Below are 22,543 nucleotides of genomic sequence, written 5' to 3' on the forward strand. Positions count from 1 at the left end.
TTAAGCTTGGTCGGCCTGAATCGTTTTTGAAACGACAATACCCATTGCAATGCATTCTAAACATGATGTAGAACTAAGACGTGCTCTTCCATGTATTCCACCTGTTACCTCGCCAACGGCATACATTTTCTTGATTGGAGACAGTGTTTTCCCATCAAATACTCTACCGCCGATGTCGGTTCTTAAACCGCCCATGCAGTAATGTACTTTTGGCCAAATGCGAGACACAACAAAGGGGGCTTTTAGCTCAACAGCAGTATCCATTTGACGATTAAAATCATCATCTACACCTGTTTTAACTTGTTGATTAAATCTAATAACCGTTGATTTTAATTCAGAGAGTGGAATGTTGAATTTTTCAGCAAGCTCTTGTAGGCTATCGACTTTCCATGCCATTTTGTCTCGTAATGATCTCGTTACACGGTCATCATCGGCATGATCTAGATAATTGAAAAATACTACCGGGTAAGCAGGAGAGTTATCTTCATAACGCTGTTTTAACATCGCTTCGGTACACGTTTTACGATCCGCTCGTTCATTCATAAAACGCTTACCGCTAAGTACGCTAGCTGAAAGACCTTTGTGCCAACCGATTGACAATAGTGCATTTGACCAACCAAATCCTCCTTCATCAGGTGAACCCCAGTGGCCAGATTGAATCATATCTAAGTGAACAGGTAATGCTCCATGAGCCATTGCCGTTAACATCACTTCACCGGTTGCTCCTGGTGCATTAGTACAATCTAAGTCTGGGTCTAATGAAGGATCAAAGACAGTGCATAGCGGGGCATTTTTAGCGTAGCCACCAGCAGAAATGATTACCCCTTTTGTCGCCTTAATGTAAACACTCTTGCCCGTTGTCATATCGGGGAAACGATAATTCTGACGAACTTTGAGACCAATAATCTCATTACCATCCATGATAAAGTCTTCAACATAACTTTGTAGACGATATTCAATGCCTTCTTTCAATCCTACTTCATACAGTTTGGTTGTAATATCACCACCAGTACCATGCTCAACTCGCATCGCTCTGGCTTTGTTATGGCCCCCAACTTGAATATTGAAGTCCTTTTTAAATTTAACGCCACTATCAATACACAATTGGTATACATCTAAAGCATGATCGGCAATTTGTGTGAGCATGGCTTCGTTTGCCATTCCTCTACCGGCAATCATTTGGTCCTTAACCAATTCGGCTGGTGCGTCGTCGGTAATACCTTGCGCCAATTGAATCGGATTTTTAGGTACGGCTAACCAGCCACCATTTACCGCTGAATTACCTCCGATAACTTGCATTTTCTCTAAAACAAGAACTGAGTTTCCGGTAGTACGTTTAACGTTAAGAGCCGAAGATAATCCAGAAAATCCAGATCCGATTACGATGATATCTTTAGTTTCATCCCATTTAATATCACCACATGGACTTGCTAAAGCAGTACCTGGAATAGCCGTGACTACGCCGCCTAATACCGCACCTGCCCCTAGTTTTAAAAAATTACGTCTATTTTGCATAAATACCTCCTATTGAGTAGAGGTTAATACTAGTTTGCAAAAACGTTATAAGTGGTGACATTCATCACGAGTGAAATTTACGAGAAAACTTATTCATGATCTCCATAACGAAGATCTTTTCTGCCAACGGATTTTTCAATCAACTAGACCTTTTCCCTGTGTCAGGATCATTGTTGCTAGGGCTTGTAATCATATTCAGGATGATTGTTTACATAAACCGTATATTTTTAATGATCTTTAAATAATTTTTTTAATTGAATAATGTTTTTAAAATAAGGCGCGCTATGTGCGTTGATATGTTTAAAGGGCGGAGGCTGTCATGGTGGGAATAAAGAAATAAAGAAATGAGGAGGCGTAATCGATTTGAGATCACTTTTATAATTAAGTTCGCTATTTTATATACTCAGATTACCTGATACTCCTAAAGCACAAAAACAAGCTTGGTTAATGAGCTGACTAAGTCAATTAGCGATAGAAAAAGACTTGTATAGCGTTAGCTAACAAACTGTCCGAACTGCATGGGCTATGCTGTGGTATGAGACCTTGTACATCAACCCTCTTTAATTTTAAAAATATAAATAAAGTTAAAATGTACATAATGACCAACAAAATAAGTAAGACTGCGGCGGCTTCAAAGCTTAGATTGATTAGTGCTAATCCGTTAGCTGGTTATCGGGTGACTTATTCCATCAAAGTGAATGATGCCATGGATACGCGCTTGTTTGAGTCAGATTTGGTCGAGTTGTTTACTCGTTTAGGTGCAGTGGTGATGCCGGTGCAGATGTTGTTTGTGTTGATGATGATGTTTGGTACTCGCATTAACGAAACCCGTTTGGCTCGGTGGGAGCATTTTGCAGGTGATTATTGGGTTATTCCGGCCAGTAATGCCAAGAACAAAGAAGAACATCGTGTACCTATGACGGATTCAGCTAAGGCACTTATTCAGCATTATAAATGTTGGCAGCTAAAGCATGTTGGCAAACGCGCTTATTTGTTCCCTGGCACCAGTGGTGCTATTTCCATTCGTTGTGCTCATGATTGGCACACTCAAATCCGCTTTAAACATTTTACTAGTCATGATTTACGTCGATTGTTCAGGACCATTGTTGCTGACTTAGGTGTTGATACGATGATTGGTGAACGTTTGCTGAATCATGCCTTACCTGTGTTGCTGCGTAAGTACGTTAAATCGACCTTGGATAAGGGCATGAGTTTAGCGTTAGAGCAATATCATCAATATTTAATTTATCGTGGGTTTTCTTCTGTTGCGCCCGAGATATTGCCTAGATCGTCTGTGGAAGTTGAGAACGGTCAAATCATGACTGCGAGTGGGTGGCTGTGATGATCACTGCATCATTATTAGAAGAATATGCAATTAGAGGTTTTGGGGGGCGAAATGGCATTACGCGGGTTTGAATTTTTGAAAACAGGCAGGAATATTCGCGGGCTAACCCAGACCGAAGTGGCCGAGATTTATGGGGTAAGTGAACGGACTTATCAGCGTTGGGAAAGGGGGTGATGTGAGAGTGCCGTATGATGATGTTTCGGCTATATGCGCCCAGGTGTTTAAGTTAGGGATTGATGAAATAAGGGCGATTATTAATGATCAAGAATAATGATGAAGATTAATGTGCAGCTGCAGCATCAACAAGTGACGCTGAACATGAAGGCGTTGCGTCATGGGTTAACGCGCTGGGGTAACTATTGGGCCCATCAAGAATTTGGCCAAGAGTTTGCAAGCCGAAGCCAGTGCGACAAGTTAGGCGAGGTGATTGTTTACGGTAGTTCGGCAGTGGTCGAGATAACGCCCCCGCGTGAAGTTAGACAGTTTGATGTGATGATTGAGCGGTTAACACCGCAATGTATACGGGCCATTAGAGCGCACTACATCTGCAAAGGGCAGTGGGCCTTGATGGGATTCGATAGTAAGAAGTCTTATGTGTATTGGTTGAGAAGGGCCGAGATTGGATTGGTGGGGTGAATAGATACTAGGTAGAAATATTATGTATATGACGTATACATATGTATTGTTGTTTTTTTACAACATGTAAGGTTTGAAAACTGCTAAACAAGTTGAATGTAGTCTAGATAAATTAAAAATAAATTTGCATTTAATCATCGAAAGGTGTGTAATTGCGTTAAGGTTTACATATATGTTAACTATAATAATTGAGAATCATGAAGAGTGGCCCAAAACTTAAAAAAAAACATGTAGGTACACACTTTACAGTTGAGCATTGTGATAAAGCCTTGGACAGTTTTGAGGATGCATTGATTAGCGTTGCCCCTCATAAGAAGCAGAAAACTGTTAGAAATACGATTATACAGCTAATTGAGCGTTTGGCTGATGGCAAGAGAATGTCCAATGAGAATTTTCCGCAAGAAGGGAACTTGCCCCAAGGGAAAGGAAAGTTTAACGCTTTTAAGAAGATACCAGTCAGAGCTTATTGCTGGCTATCTACTAAGTATCCAAACACGTATTTTATTAGTCATTACACTTATAAAGATAAGGGGAAACTCGATTCTAGAGATACTGATAAAGTGCATGCTAATTGGAATAGTAAGGAGAAATGATAATGAGTGCCAAACATATGTTCTATTCTAAAAGTAAAGATTTTAGTAATGCAGATCAAAAAGCTTTCGCTAGAGAAGAACTTGTATTTAATGTGACTGAAGATTTACTTTTGATTCTCGAGGATTTGTCGCTTTCTAAAGCAGAGCTTGCAAGAAGATTAGGGAAATCAAAATCCTACGTAACACAAATATTAAGTGGTTCTAGAAATATGACACTAGGTTCATTTTCTGATATCTGCTTTGCATTAGGGTTTAAGCCTCAAGTCACATTGCCAGTTGAACAGGCTAAGCCTAGTCAAAATGGATGGGTTAAATCTGAGAAGCATTTATTTTTGACTAAAAGCCCTAAAAAACAGAATGTACCAAATGTTTATCTTGCCTTTGATGTTGAATGGTCAAAAAATAAGGTCGCTTGATGACACCTGAAATAAAAAAATGTGCTGATAATTTATTGATTCAGTCTGTGATACTTAAAAGTTTATATGTAAATCTTCGTGACGATGTAGACTCAGAGAGCTTTGATGACAATAATTTAGAAAACTCGCAGGAACTTAAAGGCTTAAGAATGTGCAAAAGCCTAGAAACCGACAATGATAAATGGATTTATAAGTTGTTTACAGTTGTTGGTATTAGATTTCTGTCACCTGAGGATTTGGAGAATGAAGACTCTGTTAAGCCTTTATTAGAAGTAAAAGCAGAATTTATAGCCCAATATGAATCACCTTGTGAGCTATCAGAAGAAGAAATAAACCAATTTGGGGAAAAACATGTGTTCTATCATGTATGGCCCTACTGGAGAGAGATTCTTCAGTCTTCATGCGCTCGCTTAAATATTAGCCCAATAATAATTCCTCCACTAAGAGTCTAATCTGTAAACGTACCTGGCATGGCTTTTAATCCATGCCAGTATCAATCATCTGTTATGCATTTGAAATTAAAAAAATTAAAATAAAGATATTCAAATTCTACTTTGAAGGAGTGCAAGTTAGTCTCTTTGTTATTATCTTGTCCAAATTTAATGGGTCCTTCTGACTCGGTGCACTGCGGGGGAGGACAAGCGCAGTGCTTCACTACATATGAAAATTTTAGGGGGTTATGTTGTTGTTTTATCAACCCTATTAAAGTCAATCAATCTCAATACTGTCAAAGCATAGTTAAGCGGCTGAATATATTGAATAATATATCGTTAAATGTGTTTTTGAATATCGTATAGCTTTTGCTCCCCTCAAACACCAACTTTTGATCACCCTCGATCTTTTTATTTTCCAAGATGAAAATGTTACTGCTGTATGTATACTGAAACTAGGTTGTAGCTATACAAAAATTAACGTTTCACCCACTCTAAATGGTGATTGATATTAGACTGTAAAACTGATAAGTTTCTAAAATTATTGATAATTAAAGATACTCTGGCGTTACGTTATTATGAGTTTCTCAGAATGTTTATCGTAATTCACGCTAATTCGCCTTTAGCTGTTTTCAATTTCAGAGTAATGGAATACCTATGAAGTACAAATGTAGTAAGTGTAATGCTATTTGTGAAATACCAGATGAGGCAACACCAGAGTCCTATTCATGTCATAAGTGTCAAAACACGTTGATTAATTCAACAAAAGCTACGGGTGATACTTCTTCGGCTGTAGGGTTAATTGGCGGTGCAGCTTTAGGAGCGTCAGTCGGTGGACCAGTTGGAGCTATCATTGGTGGCATTTTGGGAGCCATTTTAGGCAAAGAATCTAAAGGAGTTGGATAATGTCTTTAGATAGTACGGCCATTGGAATAACTATATCAATTGTAGGTTGTGTTTTATTTGCTAGCTTAGAGTTTTATAAACGTAAAGAGTTTGAAATAAGCCATATTGTATTGGTTTTCTTGGCAATATTCGCTATTTTGGGCGGTGTGGAAATGATTTACGCAGCCTTAGTGGGAGACTCCAAAAACCTTCCTTCTTCATGGAGAGAGTATCTAGGGGTCGCAGGTATGGCAGGGATCGGACTTTCGCTTAATTATGTAATATCGGCAGTCAAAAAAGTAATGGCAATACCTACGCCATCAAAAAAATCGAAACAGGTTAGTGATTAAACTTTTAAAAAGTCATTTAAGCAGTGCTTTTACCATTGGCTAGGTTCCGCTTCACTCAATCTTAGTCAACTTTCATTCATCGCTTTGCGCCGTTGAACTAAGTGCCAAATGCTGATTCAATCGTGTGTATTAACCTTATTGAATGAGTTAGACTTAAAAAAGATGTGATGGAACACTACAATGACAAGGGAATTGCAATTGAACACATACATACCAAGCCTCATAATCAATTCAAAACTGCTCTACAGCCCAGAGCTAGCATCAAAAAAAGCAAATTATTATAGCTAAAGTGTACCAATTAACCTGGACTCGGCAACGGCTAAGTCCAACAAGCGGTTTGTGCCATGCAAACAGCGCAATGTATAAATACTAAAACGTTATACAGATTTCAGGCTGAAGGAGAATTATCAAATGGAAGTACTTAATAAATTAGTTAATCCACCAAGTTCTAACTCCAAAGATATGCGTGCATACATGCAAGCAATCTTGGAGGTTACAGGATTAATGTCTGGTCAAAAATACCCACTAGAGAAGTTCATGAGTAATTATGGTACTCACCTCAAGCCAAAAGAAAAATTCCCTTATCCTACTTTAAATAAAGACTCTGAAGGTATGTATAAACTTACTCTGGAAGGAGTAAGGTTTTTCTCAAGTCGATTAACTGATGAGCCTATTATTAAAGGTCAATTGGTAACAAGAGATGAAGTAATAAATATGATTAAATGTCTAGTTGCTGACAGCCCAAGAGAAGGTTGGGTAAAAATATCTGTATAACTAGTCATTAAAGCAGGACAAAAAATAGTTGGTTTTTGCTCGTTCCTCGCTTATTTTTACCAACTATTTTATTGCCTCTTAATGAGGCGTTAGTTTAAGAATAACAATCAGGATGTTATATGAAAAAATTTATCTGCTTTTCTCTTGTTGCACTGGCATTCAATTCATACGCAGAAGTTGAAGAGTGCAGTTGGGAAAATAAGAGTAAATATCAGGTCGAAAGCTGTTTAGCTGACCTTGTTGAAGAACGAAAAAGTGAATTGAAAGTGGTATTGGCACAGGTTAATGCGGTTGTTGTGGGCCAGGAGGAATATAAGGTAGCTCCTGATTTAACAAAAGTCTTTCAGAAAAACTCACAAGATTTTGAAAATTATAAAAATTCTTTTTGTAATTTATACTTGGGCGCAACTGGCGCAAATATGGGAACAGGAAGTTATTCAACCGCTTTAGAGTGCGAAGCAAAAGTTCTGAAACAACGTATCCAGCTGCTACGTATCATTGCAAACTAAAACTAACAAGCGCAGGCACAGGGAAAGATTTCTGCTGCGATCCTATTTTTCCCGTGCTCCGGGCGTTGAACTAAGCCGCTGCGCGGAGCCTAATGCTGACTCAATCGAGTGTATTAACCTCATTGAATCAGTTAGACTTAAAAAAGATGTGATGGAACACCATAATGACAAGGGAATTGCAATTGAACACATACAAATCAAGCCTCATAATCAATTCAACATTGCTTCGCAGCCCAGAGCCCACATCAAAAAAAGCAAATCCCTATAGCATAAAGCGTACCAATTAACCTAGACTCGGCATCGGGCAAGTCCAACAAGCGATTTGTGCCATGCAAACGGCGCAACGCATAAATACTAAAACGTTAAGTGTTTCCATCCCATCATTGTAAGGTGTTTATGAAAAATATAATTTTTTTTATTCCAATGTTTTTATTTATTAGTGCATGCTCAAGTATGTCGCCAATTCAAAAAGAAAGTGAAAGCACGTCACATTTTGACGGGGCTGTATATGAAGGGAAAGATTTCTATATTTCAGATGAAGAGATTCAAGGGGAAAGATATAGAATTTTTCATCAGGCATCTACTGGTTTTAGTGGAACATCAGGAATTAGAAGTTCGGCTACTAAAAGAGCAGATGATTTTTGTCGAAAAAAAGATCGTAATAAAAATATGTTAACCGTATCAGAACACACTGCGGCACCACCATATATCCTTGGCAACTTTCCAAGAATAGAAATAATTTTTGTATGTGTTGATAAAGAAGCAACTCAAACAACTCTTGCGGCGACTGATAAATATGATCGTTTAACCAAAATTAAAGAACTTTTAGATAGTGGCGTTTTAAGTCAGGAAGAATTTGAAACAGAAAAGAAAAAAATACTGGCTGAGAAATAACACTTATCAAGTTGCTTAAAGGGACTGCTAACAGTTGGCTGCTGTTCGTTCCTCACGCATTTTAGCCAACTATTATCAGCAGCTTAGCAAGGCGTTGAACTAAGCCGCTGCGCGGAGCCAACAGAGGCTTCAATTGAGTGTATAACCCTCATTGAATCAGCCAAGCTTAAAGATGTATGATAGGAAAATACGATGAAAAGGAATTTCAATGAAAAACTTACCCACTACTCGATATCAACTGACTCAAAACTGCTCTGTAGCCCAGAGCCAGCATCAAAAAAAGCAAATCCCTACAGCATAAAGCGTACCAATTAACCTGAACTCGGCATCGGCCAAGTCCAACAAGCGATTTATGCCTTGCAAATAGCGCAACGCATAAATACTAAAACGTTATGTGGTTTGCCTTGTGGCTGTGAAGGAATAACGAATAATAATTCGATAATTACCCAGATGGAGAATGAAGATGAGTAAAGCAATATTACTACCTTGTGCAGATGGTTCGGACAGACAGTGTCATGGGAAAGTCGAAGCAGAACAGTACAGTGATAGCTATTTTAAATTAACACCAGAGCAGCGAGAGGAAGTTGAGGATATTGCTGAAAATTATACGAGAGACGATGGGAATTTTGAAGAAGAAATCGATGGTATATGGGTAGAGATCATTCCTGTTACTTGCGGTGCTTGCGGTAGTGATTATTCTCGTGATGATGAAGGAAACATCCTTGATTAGACTCAATTAGTAAGAATGAGTAAATATTCCACACATAACAAGTTGCTGCACTAGGACTCGATACAGTTGTCGCGGTTTTTGCTAAAACAAAAGACAGCAAAAACAGCACCAACTTACTTGCCGGTGAGCAAGGCGTTAGGCAATATAGGGAATCAGGCATTGACGGAAATAGAATTACTTATTAAGGCTGTTGAGTCGCTAAAACCAACAGAAAATGTTTTCAAGGACTACGTATTTCCTGTTGTTGCTCCATTTTTAGCTACACTTTTGGGTGCATGGGCTGGCTACTCAGCATCAGTAAGAAAGCAGAACCGTGATAATCATGTGCAAAAGCTTCATGCCCTCAATAAACTGCTTTTACAGGCAGAAAGTTGCTTTCGCTGCTTAGAAGCGATTAAAGATAATTATTCCGAATCCATAGATTCTACCCCCCTGAGAGGAATGTCTTTCGGGCCATTAGTTCTTGATTACGAAAGAGCAGACACTGATGTATCAGGCTTGGTTTTTCTGACAAAATCATTTTCTGGAAACACTAAGAGTGTTGCCGAAAATCGATTGGCTTTTAATAACTTACCCCGCATCAAGCAAATATTTCACAACTACAATCAAGTATTAGCTATATGGGAACAACGAAATATTGAGGTAAAACCAATATTTGAGAAGTTGCGAAAGGATGCTAAGGCGGGTGTCGTTGAAGGTGATATTAACGATTTATTTAAAAAAATAGAAAAAGAAGATGTTGCAGTTGTTTGTCACTTATCTGAAAACGCATTTAAGCTTACAGATGCAGGATTAAAAGAGCTATTGGGATTAATGCAAGAATTACCCGATTTAGCTAAAGGTTGCTTTAAAGAAAGTTTTTTAAAAGAGGAAGGCGGCATTATCGGTTACCTTAACGAACCGTCTGTAACAGGCAAGATACTAAAAAAAGTTCCGGACATTGATGCTGAAACATCTATCAGGGTGTTCGGTGCCGACATATCAGCCTAACAAGGCCACCAATTTGACCGCCTTACGCTGCGCTTCAAGCAGCAAATTATGGCGGCGTTAGGTGCACTCAATAAATACGAGATCTCATGGATAAAAGGTATCAAGTTTTTGTAAGCTCAACATATGCTGATTTGAAAGAGGAAAGGCAGCATGTGATTCAAGCTCTTATGGAAATGGACTGTATTCCGGCAGGAATGGAGCTCTTTCCTGCTGCTGATGAAGAGCAATGGGAGTTTATTAAAAAAGTAATCGATGATTGCGACTACTATTTACTTGTTATAGGTGGGCGTTACGGTTCGACAACAGATGATGGGATTAGCTATACCGAAAAAGAATTTAATTACGCTGTTGAACAAGGCCTTAAAGTTGTTGCTCTAATTCATGGTGATCCAGACGACATTCCCTTTGGTAAGTCGGAGAAGGACCCAGAACTTAGAGAAAAACTCTTAGCTTTTAAAGACAAAGTTATGACGGGGAGATTGGTAAAATTTTGGCAAGCAGGTTCTGAGCTTCCAGGTCTTGTAGCACTTAGCTTAACTAAAACTATAAAGATGTACCCTGCCGTTGGTTGGGTAAGAGCTAATCATGTAGCAAATGAAGACGTTCTCTCTGATATTAATAAACTAAGAAAGGAAAATTCTGAACTTCAATATGCAGTAAACGAACTTGGTAGCCAACAAATTTTGGCCATTGAAGGAATTGCAGATATTGATTCTGAATTTACTATCAATGGTTCCTACTACACCAAGCAGTCTGGTTATTCTGGTAGCACTAAATATTCATTTTCCTCCACCATAACATGGAGGGATTTGTTTGCTCTTATATCTCCTTATCTTGTTGAGAATCCGAATGACGGTATTGTTAAAAGCAAATTAGCATCTAGCTTGCTAGAAAGAGAAGGAAAGTCCGGAACGACTATAAGCATTAATGATCAGAAATTTAAAACTGTCACGATTCAGTTAGAAGCATATGGACTAATCACTACGTCTTATAACAAAACTACCCAAGGTGGTATGGCTTTGTTTTGGAGGCTGACTAGAAAAGGAAAGCAGTTAATGATGGAAAGCAGAGTGATAAAGTAAATGCACCTAACAAATAAGGATAGGCCGCGCGAAGCAGCGTCCTATTACGCGAGCGTTGAACTAAGCCGCAGCGCGGTGAAAAAATAACGGGTGGCAATATTAAGCTTTAAATACTAAAACGTTATATTTTGAGGAGGCTTCATCATTTTTAATCATATAAGCTCAAAGCATTACCTACTGTTACTTTTTTTACTGCTTATAGTAACTGGTTCCCCAATTGTTTTTTACGCTCTCAATGTAGATGGTGGATTATCATCTATACCTAAAGATTGGGGCGCATTTGGTTCTTATTTAGGCGGTACTACATCAACATTCATTGGCTCACTTTCATTTATAGCGATATTAATCACAATCAATATCCAAATGAGAGATAGTAGGTTTAATGTTTTCTCTCAAAAACGGAAAGGTTATTTAGATAATATTGATTTGCTTATACGTGAATTAGAAGAAAGGTACCAGTATTCAATTCTACAAGATAAAACTAATTTAAGTGTTTCTAAGTTTACTTCGAAGATAGATGGTAAAGGTGATATTTCAGCTGAAGGTCAGTTGGTGATAGAAAAGGAAATCGTAGATATGGAAGTAGCTTTACTAAAAAGAAAAGCTACTTTTGTAGAAATGGTCACGGAATATACCACTTTGATGCTAGATATTTCCGATCCTAGGGTTGTTACAGATAAAGAGTTAGACTACATATATTTAGATGGACGAAGTAAAATTCATAATAAAGAGAGTGATAACAAAATATAACAAACGACTATGGCGTCAATAACTTATTTTTACCTGTATTCTCATCCCACATGACGCCATCCCTTAGCATCGAATTAAGGATGACTACCATCTTTCGGACGCATGAAATAATAGCCACTTTCTTGGGCTTTCCTTGCCCAAGTAGTCGCTGATATGCGGCTTTAAACACAGGGTTACACTGCATAGCCGACATCATTGCCATGTATAAAACTGTTCAATCAATGCAAATCACTTAACCGATAACTTCTAAATCAAATCTAGAAATTATCGGTTTTACATATCACGAAAACCCAAACACCTCAACGCCATATGTGGCGTAAAAGACGCCATATATGGCGTGTTTGCGGCCCTTAAAAACGGGTATATTTGGAAATAACATGGCCACCCATCCCAAGCGGCTAAATAACGAACAATAAACTACGCTTTATTTACTCTTCCTAAATGGTAATTGAAGATGGCCAGACCAAGACAAACAATCGTTAGTTTAGAAGATACGCCTTATTATCACTGCTGTTCACGTGTGGTGCGTAAGGCTTTTCTGTGTGGTATCGATAATTCAACAGGTGAGAATTTTGAGCATCGGCGTGAATGGGTTGATTCACGCATCCTTGAACTTGCCACCATTTTTGCCATTGATATCTGCGCCTACGCAGTGATGAGCAATCATTTACATGTCGTCGTTAAAGTCGATGCCGCTAGAGTGAAACACTGGTCAGATAAAGACGTGTTGGTTCAGTGGCACAAAGGCTTTAAAGGGACATTACTGACGCAGAAATTTGTTAAGGGGGAAGACTTAAACGAATTTGAACATAACACCGTGAATGATTGCATTACCCAATATCGACAACGCTTGGTTGATATCAGTTGGTTTATGCGCTCTTTGAGTGAGCCGATTGCCAGACAGGCCAATAAAGAAGATAAGTGCACAGGCAGGTTTTATTCTCCGTCATCCATGGAGCTCACCCTTCGGGCCAGCTAAAGCTGTTCAAATTCATTCCCGATGAATTTGTGGGAGGGGCGGTTTAAATCCCAGGCGTTACTCGACGAAGCAGCTGTTCTGAGCTGTATGGCCTATGTCGATTTAAACCCTATTAGAGCCCAAATGGCCACCACACCAGAAACCTCAGACTACACCAGTATTCAACGTCGAATAAATTCAGCAAAAAAAGGTGAACAACCAATAGCGTTATTTCCTTTTGTGGGCAATGAACGTGTAAACATGCCTAACGGATTAATGTTTAGTGTAAAAGACTATATTGTGCTGGTTGAAGATACCGGGCGAATTATTCGAGAGGATAAACAGGGTGCAATTAGTTCAAGCAGCCAAGCTATTCTTAATAGACTAAACATACCTGCCGAGAACTGGTTAAAAATCACTACAGAGTTTGGGTCATTATTCAAAGGTGCGGTAGGGGCGTTACCTGCCTTAACAGCATATTGTGAGCATCTAGAGCGAAAGCGACGCCAAGGCGCATCAAACTGCCAGCGTTGGTTGTGTGCCTAAGCGCTAACTCTTAACTCCATAACACCACTTTCCACTTGATTGATATCAAGCTTTCCTGCTGCGTTAAATCGACCATATTACTGATGAATTGGCCATCGAGTGCTAATTTGTTAAACCATCCTGTTGAATTTGCTCGATGATAAAATTATACAAAGTGATCGCAACTCAAATAGAAAGGGGTTATGTTGATACTTCAAAAAATGGGTGGCTCTGTATTTCCACTTTATGCATAAGTGAACCATCGGTATTTAATATGGATGAAAAATATATTTTCGGTTTGGTTGGTATCGTTCTTGGTTCTTTGCTAAGTGCAATATTCTCTGTTGTCAGAGAACTGTATGCTGAAAACAGATCGAAAAAAAAAGAAGCGGAGTATTTGGCAATCAGAATGATCTGCGTCTTTGATTCTTTCATGGAAGGGTGCGCTTCTGTCGTTGGTGATAACGGCTTATATCATGGTCAAACAGATGCTGAGGGGTACTCAAGGGTTCAAGTAACTCCTCCACAGCTTGACGTTCAGCTGGAAGATGTAAACTGGAAATCATTCCCCCCTGAATTAATGTATGAGATTCTTTATTTTCCAAATCTCATAAAAGATGCCGTGAGCTATATTGACAGTACGTTTGAGCATGTGGCATCTCCGCCAGACTACAGTGAAGGGTTTGAAGAAAGGCAATATCAATACTCCAAGCTTGGGATTATGGCCGCTGAGTTAACTACAAAACTCAGGGAAAAATATAAAATCCCAAAAAATCACATTTCTAGCTGGGATATAGTTGAATATATGCATGAAGAGAAAGATAAAATAAATCAGCTTCGCTTAATGAAAGAGGCAGAACACAAAGCTATGTTCGCCATAGTAAATGCATAACAAACACATCAAAAATCGCTCCACTTCGTGTGCGGGACGTCGCTGACGCGCCGCCTTTTATATGGGCGTTGAGGCTGTAGAATTACTTTTTTTAGAAAAACAGTCTGTTTTATGGTTTCCAAAAATGCATTACCGAGTGTCTTAAAAGCGCTTAGGATTGATTTGAGGAGCTCATTTTTTAAGTGAATTTGACTGTTAGAGTTATTCTACAGTCCCGTTAGCTTTATCAAGTCTCAGTCAAGGATCGGGGTATATTAATGATTAAAGAAATAACCAACTCGTTTAAGGCGGCTCTTTATCAAAGGGTAAGTAGTCCTCTTTATGGAACTTATATTTTTTCATGGATATTATATAACTGGCTAATAGTTTTACCTTTTATTTTTGGGTCAAAAGTATTTGATGAAAGAATGAGTAATTTTAAATTAGCTATGGCACCATCAGATGATGGTTTTTATACTCAACATTATTAATACCAATGCTAATTACAGGTGTTATTTTACTCCTTCAACCAATCCTTCAACGATTTCATTTTATTTATACAGAATGGAATAAAAGTGAGGGCCTTAAGAAGAGATCAATTTAGTAGTGAAACGATGTTAACTCTGGAACAAAGTAATGAACTAAGATCTTCAGTACAGAAAGTTCAGCAATTCCACCAAGAAGTATTAAAAATAAAGACGAGGAAATTTTAGAATACAAAAATTAGCAACACTGAAAGAAGAGGCTTTGGCAAAACAAAACGCTAATAACATAGAGTTAATAGAAAAAGCATCACAAGCCGAAAGTGCAAAATCTGAATTAGCAACCGAAGTCGCAAATCAAAAAGTGGAAAAGCAAAATTTGAAGCGAAATATAAACGTCTTTCAGCAATATTTTATAAACAAAGGAAAAGCAAATTTCATTAAGAAATAAATTTAATGTTAATGGATGGTTTGCTAATAAGCAGCTCGTTACTGAATTCCTAGACTTATTAACTTTGGTGATGATTATAGACTCAAGGAAAATGTGAAGTATATAGAAAATATGTTATCAATTTCAACCACTCAAGATTGGATAGATTCTTGTCATAGATTAATAATCGAGGGTTTTTCAAATAGTTGGAGTTTTAATATGTCTGATGCATATTTTGATGAGCTAATTCGACCATATTTGAGTTCATTTAATGCTGAAAACTTAAAACTTTTATTATCTATAATGAATACTAATAATCAAATAAATGGTAGAAATAGAGCCGAATCGGACTTCTTAGAAGTTAACGCTGCTGTGAAGTTGAAGGCCGCATAAAGCTGCGAAATATGGCCACCCACGATTATTTGTAGCATAAAGCGTACCAATTAACCCGGACTAGGCATCGGCCAAGTCCAACAAGCGATTTATGCCTTGCAAATAGCGCAACGCATAAATACTAAAAGTTAGGCATCTTTACATATTACGGTTACCAATTTAAGGATAATTTATGGCCAAGAATGATGTGCTCTTAATTGATGGAATAGTTGATGAAAGAGTTGAGATACAGTTACCATCTTCTCGTCGTGACGAGGCTTTTGAATACTTAGCTTTTGAACAAATATTAAAAGATTTCGATTTGTCGAGAGAGGAGATTGAAAGTGGGTCAGTCGATGGTCGTAATGATGGCGGCATAGATGGATTTTTTATTTTCGTGAATGGCCACCTACTGGTGGACCCTCAATCTTTTATATGGCCTAAATCTGGCGCACAGCTCGAGGTTTGGATTATTACTTGTAAGTTACATGATACGTTTAAACAAGCTCCCTTAGATAATTTAGTTGCCAGCGTTTCTGAATTGTTTGATCTTGGATTAGCAAAAGAAGAGTTAAAAGGTGAATATTCTGAAACGATATTAAACTGTCGAGAAAATTTAAAATTTGCATACAGAAAGTTATCAGCCAAAATGAGTGATTTCTCTTTGAATTACTCTTATTCCTCTAGAGGTAACTCTGCAACCGTTGGTGAATCAATCATTGCTAGGGCTGAACAAATAAAATCAATTAGCCATGATTTTTTTGGTAATGTAAATGTCGATTTTAATTTTCATGGTAGTGCTGAGTTAGTAGAGCTACACCGAAAAATACCAAATTTTTGTTTAGAATTACCCTATTCAGAGGTTCTTTCGAGGGGCGAAAGGTATGTACTTTTAGCAAATTTAAAAGATTATTATGGTTTCGTAACTGATGATAATAAGCTAAGGAGATACCTATTTGACTCAAATGTTAGGGACTTCATGGGTATCAATAGGGTCAACGAAGATATTAAGTACACTCTTGAGAATGAAGAGTCTCCTGATTTTTGGTGGTTAAACAATGGTGTAACCATATTAGCAACGTCTGCCAGTTTAGTCGGTGGTTCAATTCAGTTACAAGATATTCAGATAGTTAATGGTTTACAAACTACCGAATCGATATTTAACCACTTCAATGCTGGAAATAATGATGCTAAGAATCGCTCTGTTTTAATTAAAGTAATCGTTTCCCAAGATGAGAATATTAGGGATACGATTATCCGAGCAACAAATAATCAAACAAGTGTAGAATTGTCTTCACTTCATGCTACAGATAAGATACAAAGAGATATTGAGGATATTCTTGAAATAAACGGGTATTTTTATGAAAGAAGAAAGAATTATTATTTAAACTTAGGTCACTCTATTTCAGAAATAATCACACCATTATCCCTTGCTTCTGGTTTTGTAAATCTTATATTGAAGTCACCTCAAAAAGCAACAATTCTTAAATCAAAGTTTATGCGTTCGGATGAATCTTATGAAATGGTTTTCTCAGATAAAACGTTATTATCTGTGTGGCCAAAGATAGCATTTGTTATTAAGTATACAGATGAAGTCTTAGAGGAAATCAGACCTATTGGTAAAAATGTTACAGAACGATTTTTAAAACGTTGGAGACAAATAACTAGTTTTATAGCCATCGCAAGAATATTTAATACTTTTGATTTCAATGCAAAAGATATATCACAGTTGGATACCGATAAATACACTAAAGAGCTAATTGTATCTACTTGGAAGTTTTTTGTTTCTGTTAAACCAGACTCAATAAGTGGTAATGGCTGGAGAAAGAAAAGTTTGTATATAGACCTTTGTAAGGAAGCTACTACCCAATTTAGTCTAAACGGATTTGAGAGAATAAAGGATACCATCAAATTTCAAGAAAGTGGGCCAAGTAAATTGGAAAATAAAAGTAAAGATGCAGTAAAAGTGAGCATGGATTTTGCGTTAAGAGTTCATGAGTTACTACCTCCGCAACCATGGAAGCCCGGCGGCCAACATCCTGTAATAAAAGAATTAAAATGTTCTTCTAGAGAGTACTCTCAAGCAGTAAGTCTCCTCGTTGAAGAAGGGTTAAGGAATAACCAGAAAGACGGTGTTGTGTATGATCAAGAAGGAAATGTACTTTGTTTCGACCCTGAAAGAGTCGATCCTGAAACCATGGAGCTAATTGATGCCTAACAAGAAATAAAACAAGTACTTAAAACAGCTTGCTGTTTTAAGTACCTCAAACATTTTAGCAAACAATTTGAAGCCTGTTAATTAGGCGTTAATCTCAATTAAATATAGTTCGCATAATGTGATTTAGCATGTTAAATCCTAGTGGCTTAACTTTTTTCTATTAATAAGTTTGCCGATAGCTTGTGCACCATTTCTTATTTGCAGCAACTCACTTAGCCGATAACTTTTAAATCTAGGTTAAGAAATATCGGTTTTACATATCACGAAAACCCAAACACCTCAACGCCATATGTGGCGTAAAACACGCCATATATGGCGTGTTTGCGGCCCTTAAAAACGGGTATATTTAGATATGCTTGATACTACTACGTAACTGGCTTTGCTTCCTCTCTCGTTACATCCTCGCCGTTGGGCTCCTTTATAGGAGCCCATTTTTTTACTCGTTATTTGGTGAACACATGATCCGTAAAAAGGTGTATATCGCTGGGCCTATGTCTGGTTTGCCAGATTGCAATCGGCACGCGTTAAACTTGGCAGCACAAGTGCAAAAGTCGTTAACAAAAGCTAAAAGTGCCACCCAACCTAATAAGATTACACTTTAGACATTAGAAAACCTTATTATGAAAATAACGTAAGGTGTAATTGTAGAGCTGATGGTTTGACCTGATTTTGACCTGATTTTGACCTGATTTTGACCTGAGTTTGAAAGTGACAATAGTATTCATGAGTTGTCTTTAGACACAAAAAAGCCTGTAAACAGTTGATGAATACAGGCTTTTCTATTTTAGATTTGGTCGGTATGAGGAGATTTGAACTCCTGACCCCTGACACCCCATGACAGTGCGCTACCGGGCTGCGCTACATACCGAATTTCTTGCTAGTGTTTCACAATGTTAATGCGTCAAATATTCATCTTCAGCAAGATTTGCAAAACATCACTTAGTTAGTCTATTAGCTTTTGGGTGACTAAGTGAATAAGCACTTTATCAACTGTAATTAACTAGTGCAAGTAGTTAATTATCAGCCGTTTATCAATTGATTATAAAATATCCATTTGCTGAAAAGCCTAGATTACTCATTATCGAAATATACCATTAAGATTAAGGATCTGGTCGATAATGAAGGGACTATAGATTGTGAATGCGCCCACTGAGGTTATTGCACACACAATCAATAGTGTTAACTATTGATTGAAGAGCCTACGACCTTCGCGCATCACTTGGATCAATTCTGGCGCACTCAACTTTTTGTCCAAGCGTTTGTTATAGTCTAAATCGTAGATGCGGTATTTGCCGAAACGATCTAATACGGTTATCTCTGATTTTTGATAAATGGCAAAGCGGCGGCTGTCGCCAATATATACCCAGGTTTCATTGTTAGGCTCAAGTAAACCGCGGCCCGAGCTGTAATCTGTGCTTGGGTTCGTGCAGCCTAAAACATGGCTAAGCAAGGTTGGCGCGATGCCATAATGGCTGGTGCGGTAGTTGATTTTATTACTGTGACTATTTGGCCAATGAATGATGAGTGGCACGTTGACATTATCTGGCGATAAATTACTGCGAGCATCATTAGTGTTGCTGGTAAATACTTGGCCGTAAGTGCCGGTGATCAGCACGACGGTATCATCACTGACGTTATCGAGTAGAGTAGCCAGCTGTTGGTCAATAAAGTTAAGTGATTGACGATATTGATTAAACAATACTTTTTGTGCCGGCTTTAATGCCACGTGAGGTTTAACGGTTTGCACGCCTAGAAAACCAACGGGGGTGTCGTAGTCTTTTGGTGCAGTAAGGTTCACTAGGGTAAACCACGGTTGTGTTTGGTTAAGTTGCCATGCATTTACTGCATTAATAGTGTTGATGTCGGCATCGGCGCTGCCATTTCTACCTTCACTGGTGTGCATGTGTATATCGTTAAACATGGCACTATTGGCAATATATTCATCACTTTTAGGCGCAAACATAGCCAATTGATAGCCTTGCTGCGTAAGAATGTTGGTTAAGATCGGGCTGGTGCTATCAAACTCTTTACGATCGCTATAATTGCCTTGTAAACCATACATTAAGGTAAACATGCTGGTTTCAAAGTCAGTGCCACCAGTATAATGGTTCATAAAGCGCTGATTTTGAATACGGTATTGGCTTAAAAACGGCATGGTGACCTTGTCGACCATGTCTGCGCGAAGGCTGTCTATGCTAATGACAAGAATATTTGGCTGGCTGTCTGCAGTACATTGCATCGGGCTGATGGGATAGCTCAGATTGCGTGATTTAGTATTGCGATATTCAGTTGACTGCATGCTGCTGTCAATGCCATGGTTTTCCATAAATGATCGTGCTGTTGCAGGGTATGACACTGGGTATGCATCGTCAAAACGGGTGATTTCGGTTATGTTTGTAGCATCGGCCCAAATATGCAATAAATGGCTGCTGACAAAGCAGATACCAACAAACAGTACGACTTTGTTGCCCCATTGTTTTTTCTGAATTTTGTCGATGCGTTTCCACAAAAAATTGGCAACCGTGAGTTCAACAACCACAATAGCAATAGGGGTAATAATGTATGAGGTACTGTGTAATAGGGCGTTGAGGTCTTGCCAGGCTAAATCGAAGGCAAAGGGGCTTAAGTGGATGCCGTAGTCATCATAAATAATAGTGTCATACAGCAGAGCATATAATCCCATTGAGGCGATAAATGCAGCAAAACCGCGTAAAATTTTAGAATAAGGGAGTAATAAGGTAATCGGGAAGATAAAAATTAAGTAAACGATAAAGGCTAAAAACGTAAAGTGACCAATGGTACTGATGGCAAGATATGACCAACCAATAACGGATTCTGGGTAGCCCACACTGCCAATATATCGAGCGCCAATTAACATCGCCAATATGCCATTAAAGAAGGCAAACCAGTGACCCCAATTAACTAAGCGTGACACTTTATCACGCGTCATTTGCTGCTTTTTACGCTCGATCATGTTAACTCGTATTCCTGCATTATTATCAAAGACTATTCTCAGTGTAACTGATTGTTAGCCTTAGCGATAAAAATTTATTGAGTCGATTACTTAACCGACTGTGTTAAGGCTTTGGCAAATTGCTCCGCGACTTTTTGACGTGATTCACCTGGGACTTTTTGCTCGAGTAAATGCGTCACGCAGTTACCTAATACCATTAGGCTTAAATCGGTGGGGGCTTGATGCTTAGCGAGAACTGCAAGCAGCTCGCTGATAAGTGCTTCAACTTGAGTGTTTGTGTATTTAGATTGAATTGCCATAGTCAGAAAACGTCAATAAAGAATGAATTAGCTGCACATAATAACGGATTTAGTCGTCGCTCGCCTCAAGTTTTATTCGGTCTATGTAAGGAATATCGTAAACCCTGTTCGATTTACACGCTTGGTCTGATATCATTCTTTCATAAATTATCATCTGCGACAGACTAGGATTAACAAGGCTTATGAGCATTAGGATTGAGCAAGCAATTATTCACGAAATCTCTCAAGACAGTCAGGGGGAAATGCGCTGTCGTTTACGCCCGCAACCGTTGTTTAATACTCACGCTGTTGAAACCATGTTAGAAGAGTTACATCAAACCTTTACGGGTAAAGCGGGTAAGGGGTTTGGTTTTTTTGGTACCAGTGGTGATGATGGCGAAGCCAATGATGCTTTTTCTAATGCTCTGACAGGATATCGCAGTGGCGATTTAGGCTTTGTTGAATTTAGCGGCCAAGCGAGCCAATTATTACAGCAAGAACTGGCCAAGTACGATTTTAGCCAAGGCGGTTTTTTATTGATGTCTTGCTACACCAGCATGACGAGCGATTATTTGTTTGTGGCGCTATTAAGCGCGAAGTCGTCGATGACGGTGTTAGATGATATGGAATTGTCGCAAAACAACCATTTAGATTTAAACAATATTCAACTAGCCGCGCGAATTGATTTAACCGAGTGGCAGGCAGATAAAAGCTCTCGTAAGTATATTTCGTTTATTCGTGGCCGCGCGGGCCGTAAAGTGGCTGACTTCTTTTTAGATTTTATGGGCTGTGTCGAAGGCGTTAACATCAAAGCGCAAAACAAAACCTTGATCCATGCGGTTGAAGATTTTGTGTCGGGCAGTGAGTTAACCAAAGATGAACGCCAAGAGTGTCGCAATAAAGTGTTTGAATATTGTTCTGAACGAGCGGATTCAGGGGATGCGATTGAAGTAAAAGATTTAGCCGACGAGTTAGCCGACACGGGTATGGATTCATTTTACGATTTTGCTTGTGGCGGCAGTTATGAGTTAGATGATGAGTTTCCGGCAGATAAAGCCAGTTTACGTAGCTTGAAGAAGTTTTCAGGTACCGGCGGCGGGGTGACATTGAGTTTTGATAGTGGGCATTTAGGTGAGCGGGTTATTTATGACCCGATATCTGACACTCTTTTGATTAAAGGTGTGCCGGCCAATTTGAAAGACCAATTGGATCGTCGTTTAAAAGGCGATTAAGTTAATTTTAACCGGTTATATGTTGTTTATGTATTTTAATCGCGCCCTATTTGGGCGCTTTTTTATGAGCGAAGATACTGACACCAAGTCATGTAAGTCTAACTCGGGTTATGTTTTGTTGAATGTGCGAGCAACTGAGGCTGATGTTAGGTATTTTAGGTATTACTTCACGAGTGATGTTTCCGTTGAGTGGTGCGATGCGTTACGCTAATGAGTAGTAAAAAGTATGCCAACTATTTACCTCAATACACTTAACCGTATCGCTGGATAAGCGTTGAGGTTACTTATAGTTAGACAGTGTAA

Annotated in this window: 25 protein-coding genes, 1 tRNA gene and 2 pseudogenes; 23 read left to right on the top strand and 5 right to left on the bottom strand. The window is 38.6% G+C overall.

Translation table 11 applies throughout. The features are described 5' to 3' along the window. A complete protein-coding gene (locus CXF80_RS01350; protein WP_101030383.1) occupies nucleotides 1–1,515 on the bottom strand; it encodes a flavocytochrome c in 1,515 nt (504 codons plus the stop codon). A 598-nt stretch (nucleotides 1,516–2,113) separates the two neighbouring features. On the opposite strand from CXF80_RS01350, the gene CXF80_RS01355 reads away from it, so the two are divergent. From CXF80_RS01355 to CXF80_RS01430, 15 genes are all read left to right on the top strand, one after another. Next, complete coding sequence (locus CXF80_RS01355; protein WP_232772016.1) at nucleotides 2,114–2,857, top strand: tyrosine-type recombinase/integrase; 744 nt, start codon at nucleotides 2,114–2,116, stop codon at nucleotides 2,855–2,857. Nucleotides 2,858–2,911: 54 nt separating this feature from the next. Continuing rightward, entirely contained in the window at nucleotides 2,912–3,034 is a 123-nt protein-coding gene (locus CXF80_RS20360) for a helix-turn-helix domain-containing protein (protein ID WP_232772017.1), read from the top strand. A gap of 96 nt (nucleotides 3,035–3,130) precedes the next feature. Next, nucleotides 3,131–3,496 (top strand): hypothetical protein, encoded by a 366-nt coding sequence (locus tag CXF80_RS01365; protein ID WP_101030384.1) that lies wholly within the window; start codon nucleotides 3,131–3,133, stop codon nucleotides 3,494–3,496. A 197-nt stretch (nucleotides 3,497–3,693) separates the two neighbouring features. Then, nucleotides 3,694–4,089 (top strand): hypothetical protein, encoded by a 396-nt coding sequence (locus tag CXF80_RS01370; protein ID WP_101030385.1) that lies wholly within the window; start codon nucleotides 3,694–3,696, stop codon nucleotides 4,087–4,089. Nucleotides 4,090–4,091: 2 nt separating this feature from the next. Next, nucleotides 4,092–4,505, top strand: coding sequence for a helix-turn-helix domain-containing protein (locus CXF80_RS01375; RefSeq protein ID WP_198554719.1), 414 nt, complete (start codon nucleotides 4,092–4,094; stop codon nucleotides 4,503–4,505). Beyond that, entirely contained in the window at nucleotides 4,505–4,957 is a 453-nt protein-coding gene (locus CXF80_RS01380; protein ID WP_101030386.1) for a hypothetical protein, read from the top strand. The genes CXF80_RS01375 and CXF80_RS01380 overlap by 1 nt, the downstream gene beginning before the upstream one ends. Before the next feature lie 636 nt (nucleotides 4,958–5,593). Next, on the top strand, nucleotides 5,594–5,842 hold the full coding sequence (locus CXF80_RS01385; protein ID WP_101030388.1) for a hypothetical protein: 249 nt from the start codon (nucleotides 5,594–5,596) through the stop codon (nucleotides 5,840–5,842). Continuing rightward, complete coding sequence (locus tag CXF80_RS01390) at nucleotides 5,842–6,171, top strand: hypothetical protein (protein WP_101030389.1); 330 nt, start codon at nucleotides 5,842–5,844, stop codon at nucleotides 6,169–6,171. The genes CXF80_RS01385 and CXF80_RS01390 overlap by 1 nt, the downstream gene beginning before the upstream one ends. 411 nt (nucleotides 6,172–6,582) lie before the next feature. After that, a complete protein-coding gene (locus tag CXF80_RS01395; RefSeq protein WP_101030390.1) occupies nucleotides 6,583–6,945 on the top strand; it encodes a hypothetical protein in 363 nt (120 codons plus the stop codon). Between the two features lie 119 nt (nucleotides 6,946–7,064). After that, complete coding sequence (locus CXF80_RS01400) at nucleotides 7,065–7,454, top strand: lysozyme inhibitor LprI family protein (protein ID WP_101030392.1); 390 nt, start codon at nucleotides 7,065–7,067, stop codon at nucleotides 7,452–7,454. A gap of 396 nt (nucleotides 7,455–7,850) precedes the next feature. Continuing rightward, nucleotides 7,851–8,348, top strand: a complete 498-nt coding sequence (locus CXF80_RS01410; protein ID WP_101030394.1) for an SHOCT domain-containing protein — start codon at nucleotides 7,851–7,853, stop codon at nucleotides 8,346–8,348. A gap of 463 nt (nucleotides 8,349–8,811) precedes the next feature. Then, nucleotides 8,812–9,078 carry a hypothetical protein gene (locus CXF80_RS01415; protein ID WP_101030398.1) on the top strand — a complete coding sequence of 89 codons (267 nt, stop codon included), beginning with the start codon at nucleotides 8,812–8,814 and terminating at the stop codon, nucleotides 9,076–9,078. 66 nt (nucleotides 9,079–9,144) lie between these two features. Further along, nucleotides 9,145–10,068 carry a hypothetical protein gene (locus tag CXF80_RS01420; RefSeq protein WP_101030401.1) on the top strand — a complete coding sequence of 308 codons (924 nt, stop codon included), beginning with the start codon at nucleotides 9,145–9,147 and terminating at the stop codon, nucleotides 10,066–10,068. 86 nt (nucleotides 10,069–10,154) lie between these two features. Beyond that, nucleotides 10,155–11,150, top strand: a complete 996-nt coding sequence (locus CXF80_RS01425) for a DUF4062 domain-containing protein (RefSeq protein WP_101030404.1) — start codon at nucleotides 10,155–10,157, stop codon at nucleotides 11,148–11,150. Nucleotides 11,151–11,513: 363 nt separating this feature from the next. Next, complete coding sequence (locus CXF80_RS01430; protein ID WP_101030406.1) at nucleotides 11,514–11,900, top strand: hypothetical protein; 387 nt, start codon at nucleotides 11,514–11,516, stop codon at nucleotides 11,898–11,900. A 7-nt stretch (nucleotides 11,901–11,907) separates the two neighbouring features. Here the strand turns inward: CXF80_RS01430 and CXF80_RS01435 are convergent. After that, a pseudogene (locus tag CXF80_RS01435) lies at nucleotides 11,908–12,114 on the bottom strand (IS110 family transposase); the annotation flags it as partial. A 240-nt stretch (nucleotides 12,115–12,354) separates the two neighbouring features. Between CXF80_RS01435 and CXF80_RS01440 the strand changes: the two are divergent. The 7 genes and pseudogenes from CXF80_RS01440 to CXF80_RS20720 all read left to right on the top strand — a co-directional run bounded on the left by CXF80_RS01440 (nucleotide 12,355) and on the right by CXF80_RS20720 (nucleotide 18,358). After that, nucleotides 12,355–13,404: pseudogene (locus tag CXF80_RS01440) on the top strand (transposase). A 253-nt stretch (nucleotides 13,405–13,657) separates the two neighbouring features. Beyond that, entirely contained in the window at nucleotides 13,658–14,275 is a 618-nt protein-coding gene (locus CXF80_RS01445) for a hypothetical protein (protein ID WP_157822164.1), read from the top strand. A 257-nt stretch (nucleotides 14,276–14,532) separates the two neighbouring features. After that, nucleotides 14,533–14,745 (top strand): hypothetical protein, encoded by a 213-nt coding sequence (locus CXF80_RS01450; protein ID WP_101030412.1) that lies wholly within the window; start codon nucleotides 14,533–14,535, stop codon nucleotides 14,743–14,745. Between the two features lie 256 nt (nucleotides 14,746–15,001). After that, nucleotides 15,002–15,187 (top strand): hypothetical protein, encoded by a 186-nt coding sequence (locus tag CXF80_RS01455; RefSeq protein WP_101030415.1) that lies wholly within the window; start codon nucleotides 15,002–15,004, stop codon nucleotides 15,185–15,187. A gap of 93 nt (nucleotides 15,188–15,280) precedes the next feature. Further along, complete coding sequence (locus tag CXF80_RS20015; RefSeq protein WP_157822165.1) at nucleotides 15,281–15,559, top strand: hypothetical protein; 279 nt, start codon at nucleotides 15,281–15,283, stop codon at nucleotides 15,557–15,559. A 172-nt stretch (nucleotides 15,560–15,731) separates the two neighbouring features. Then, entirely contained in the window at nucleotides 15,732–17,756 is a 2,025-nt protein-coding gene (locus tag CXF80_RS01460; protein WP_101030418.1) for an AIPR family protein, read from the top strand. A 458-nt stretch (nucleotides 17,757–18,214) separates the two neighbouring features. After that, nucleotides 18,215–18,358: a DUF4406 domain-containing protein gene (locus CXF80_RS20720; protein WP_157822166.1), complete on the top strand. Its 144-nt coding sequence runs from the start codon at nucleotides 18,215–18,217 to the stop codon at nucleotides 18,356–18,358. Nucleotides 18,359–18,547: 189 nt separating this feature from the next. On the opposite strand, the gene CXF80_RS01465 is transcribed toward CXF80_RS20720, so the two are convergent. The 3 genes from CXF80_RS01465 to CXF80_RS01475 all read right to left on the bottom strand — a co-directional run bounded on the left by CXF80_RS01465 (nucleotide 18,548) and on the right by CXF80_RS01475 (nucleotide 21,029). Next, nucleotides 18,548–18,624, bottom strand: a tRNA-Pro gene (locus tag CXF80_RS01465). A gap of 315 nt (nucleotides 18,625–18,939) precedes the next feature. After that, nucleotides 18,940–20,730, bottom strand: a complete 1,791-nt coding sequence (locus CXF80_RS01470; RefSeq protein WP_101030420.1) for a DUF3413 domain-containing protein — start codon at nucleotides 20,728–20,730, stop codon at nucleotides 18,940–18,942. Between the two features lie 86 nt (nucleotides 20,731–20,816). Then, a complete protein-coding gene (locus CXF80_RS01475; RefSeq protein ID WP_101030423.1) occupies nucleotides 20,817–21,029 on the bottom strand; it encodes a YejL family protein in 213 nt (70 codons plus the stop codon). 182 nt (nucleotides 21,030–21,211) lie between these two features. Here CXF80_RS01475 and yejK point away from each other — a divergent pair, with 182 nt between their 5' ends. Next, entirely contained in the window at nucleotides 21,212–22,240 is a 1,029-nt protein-coding gene (yejK, locus tag CXF80_RS01480; protein ID WP_101030426.1) for a nucleoid-associated protein YejK, read from the top strand. The last annotated feature ends 303 nt before the right edge of the window (nucleotides 22,241–22,543 follow it).

The organism is Shewanella sp. Actino-trap-3, assembly GCF_002836275.1.
Classification (GTDB): domain Bacteria; phylum Pseudomonadota; class Gammaproteobacteria; order Enterobacterales; family Shewanellaceae; genus Shewanella; species Shewanella psychromarinicola.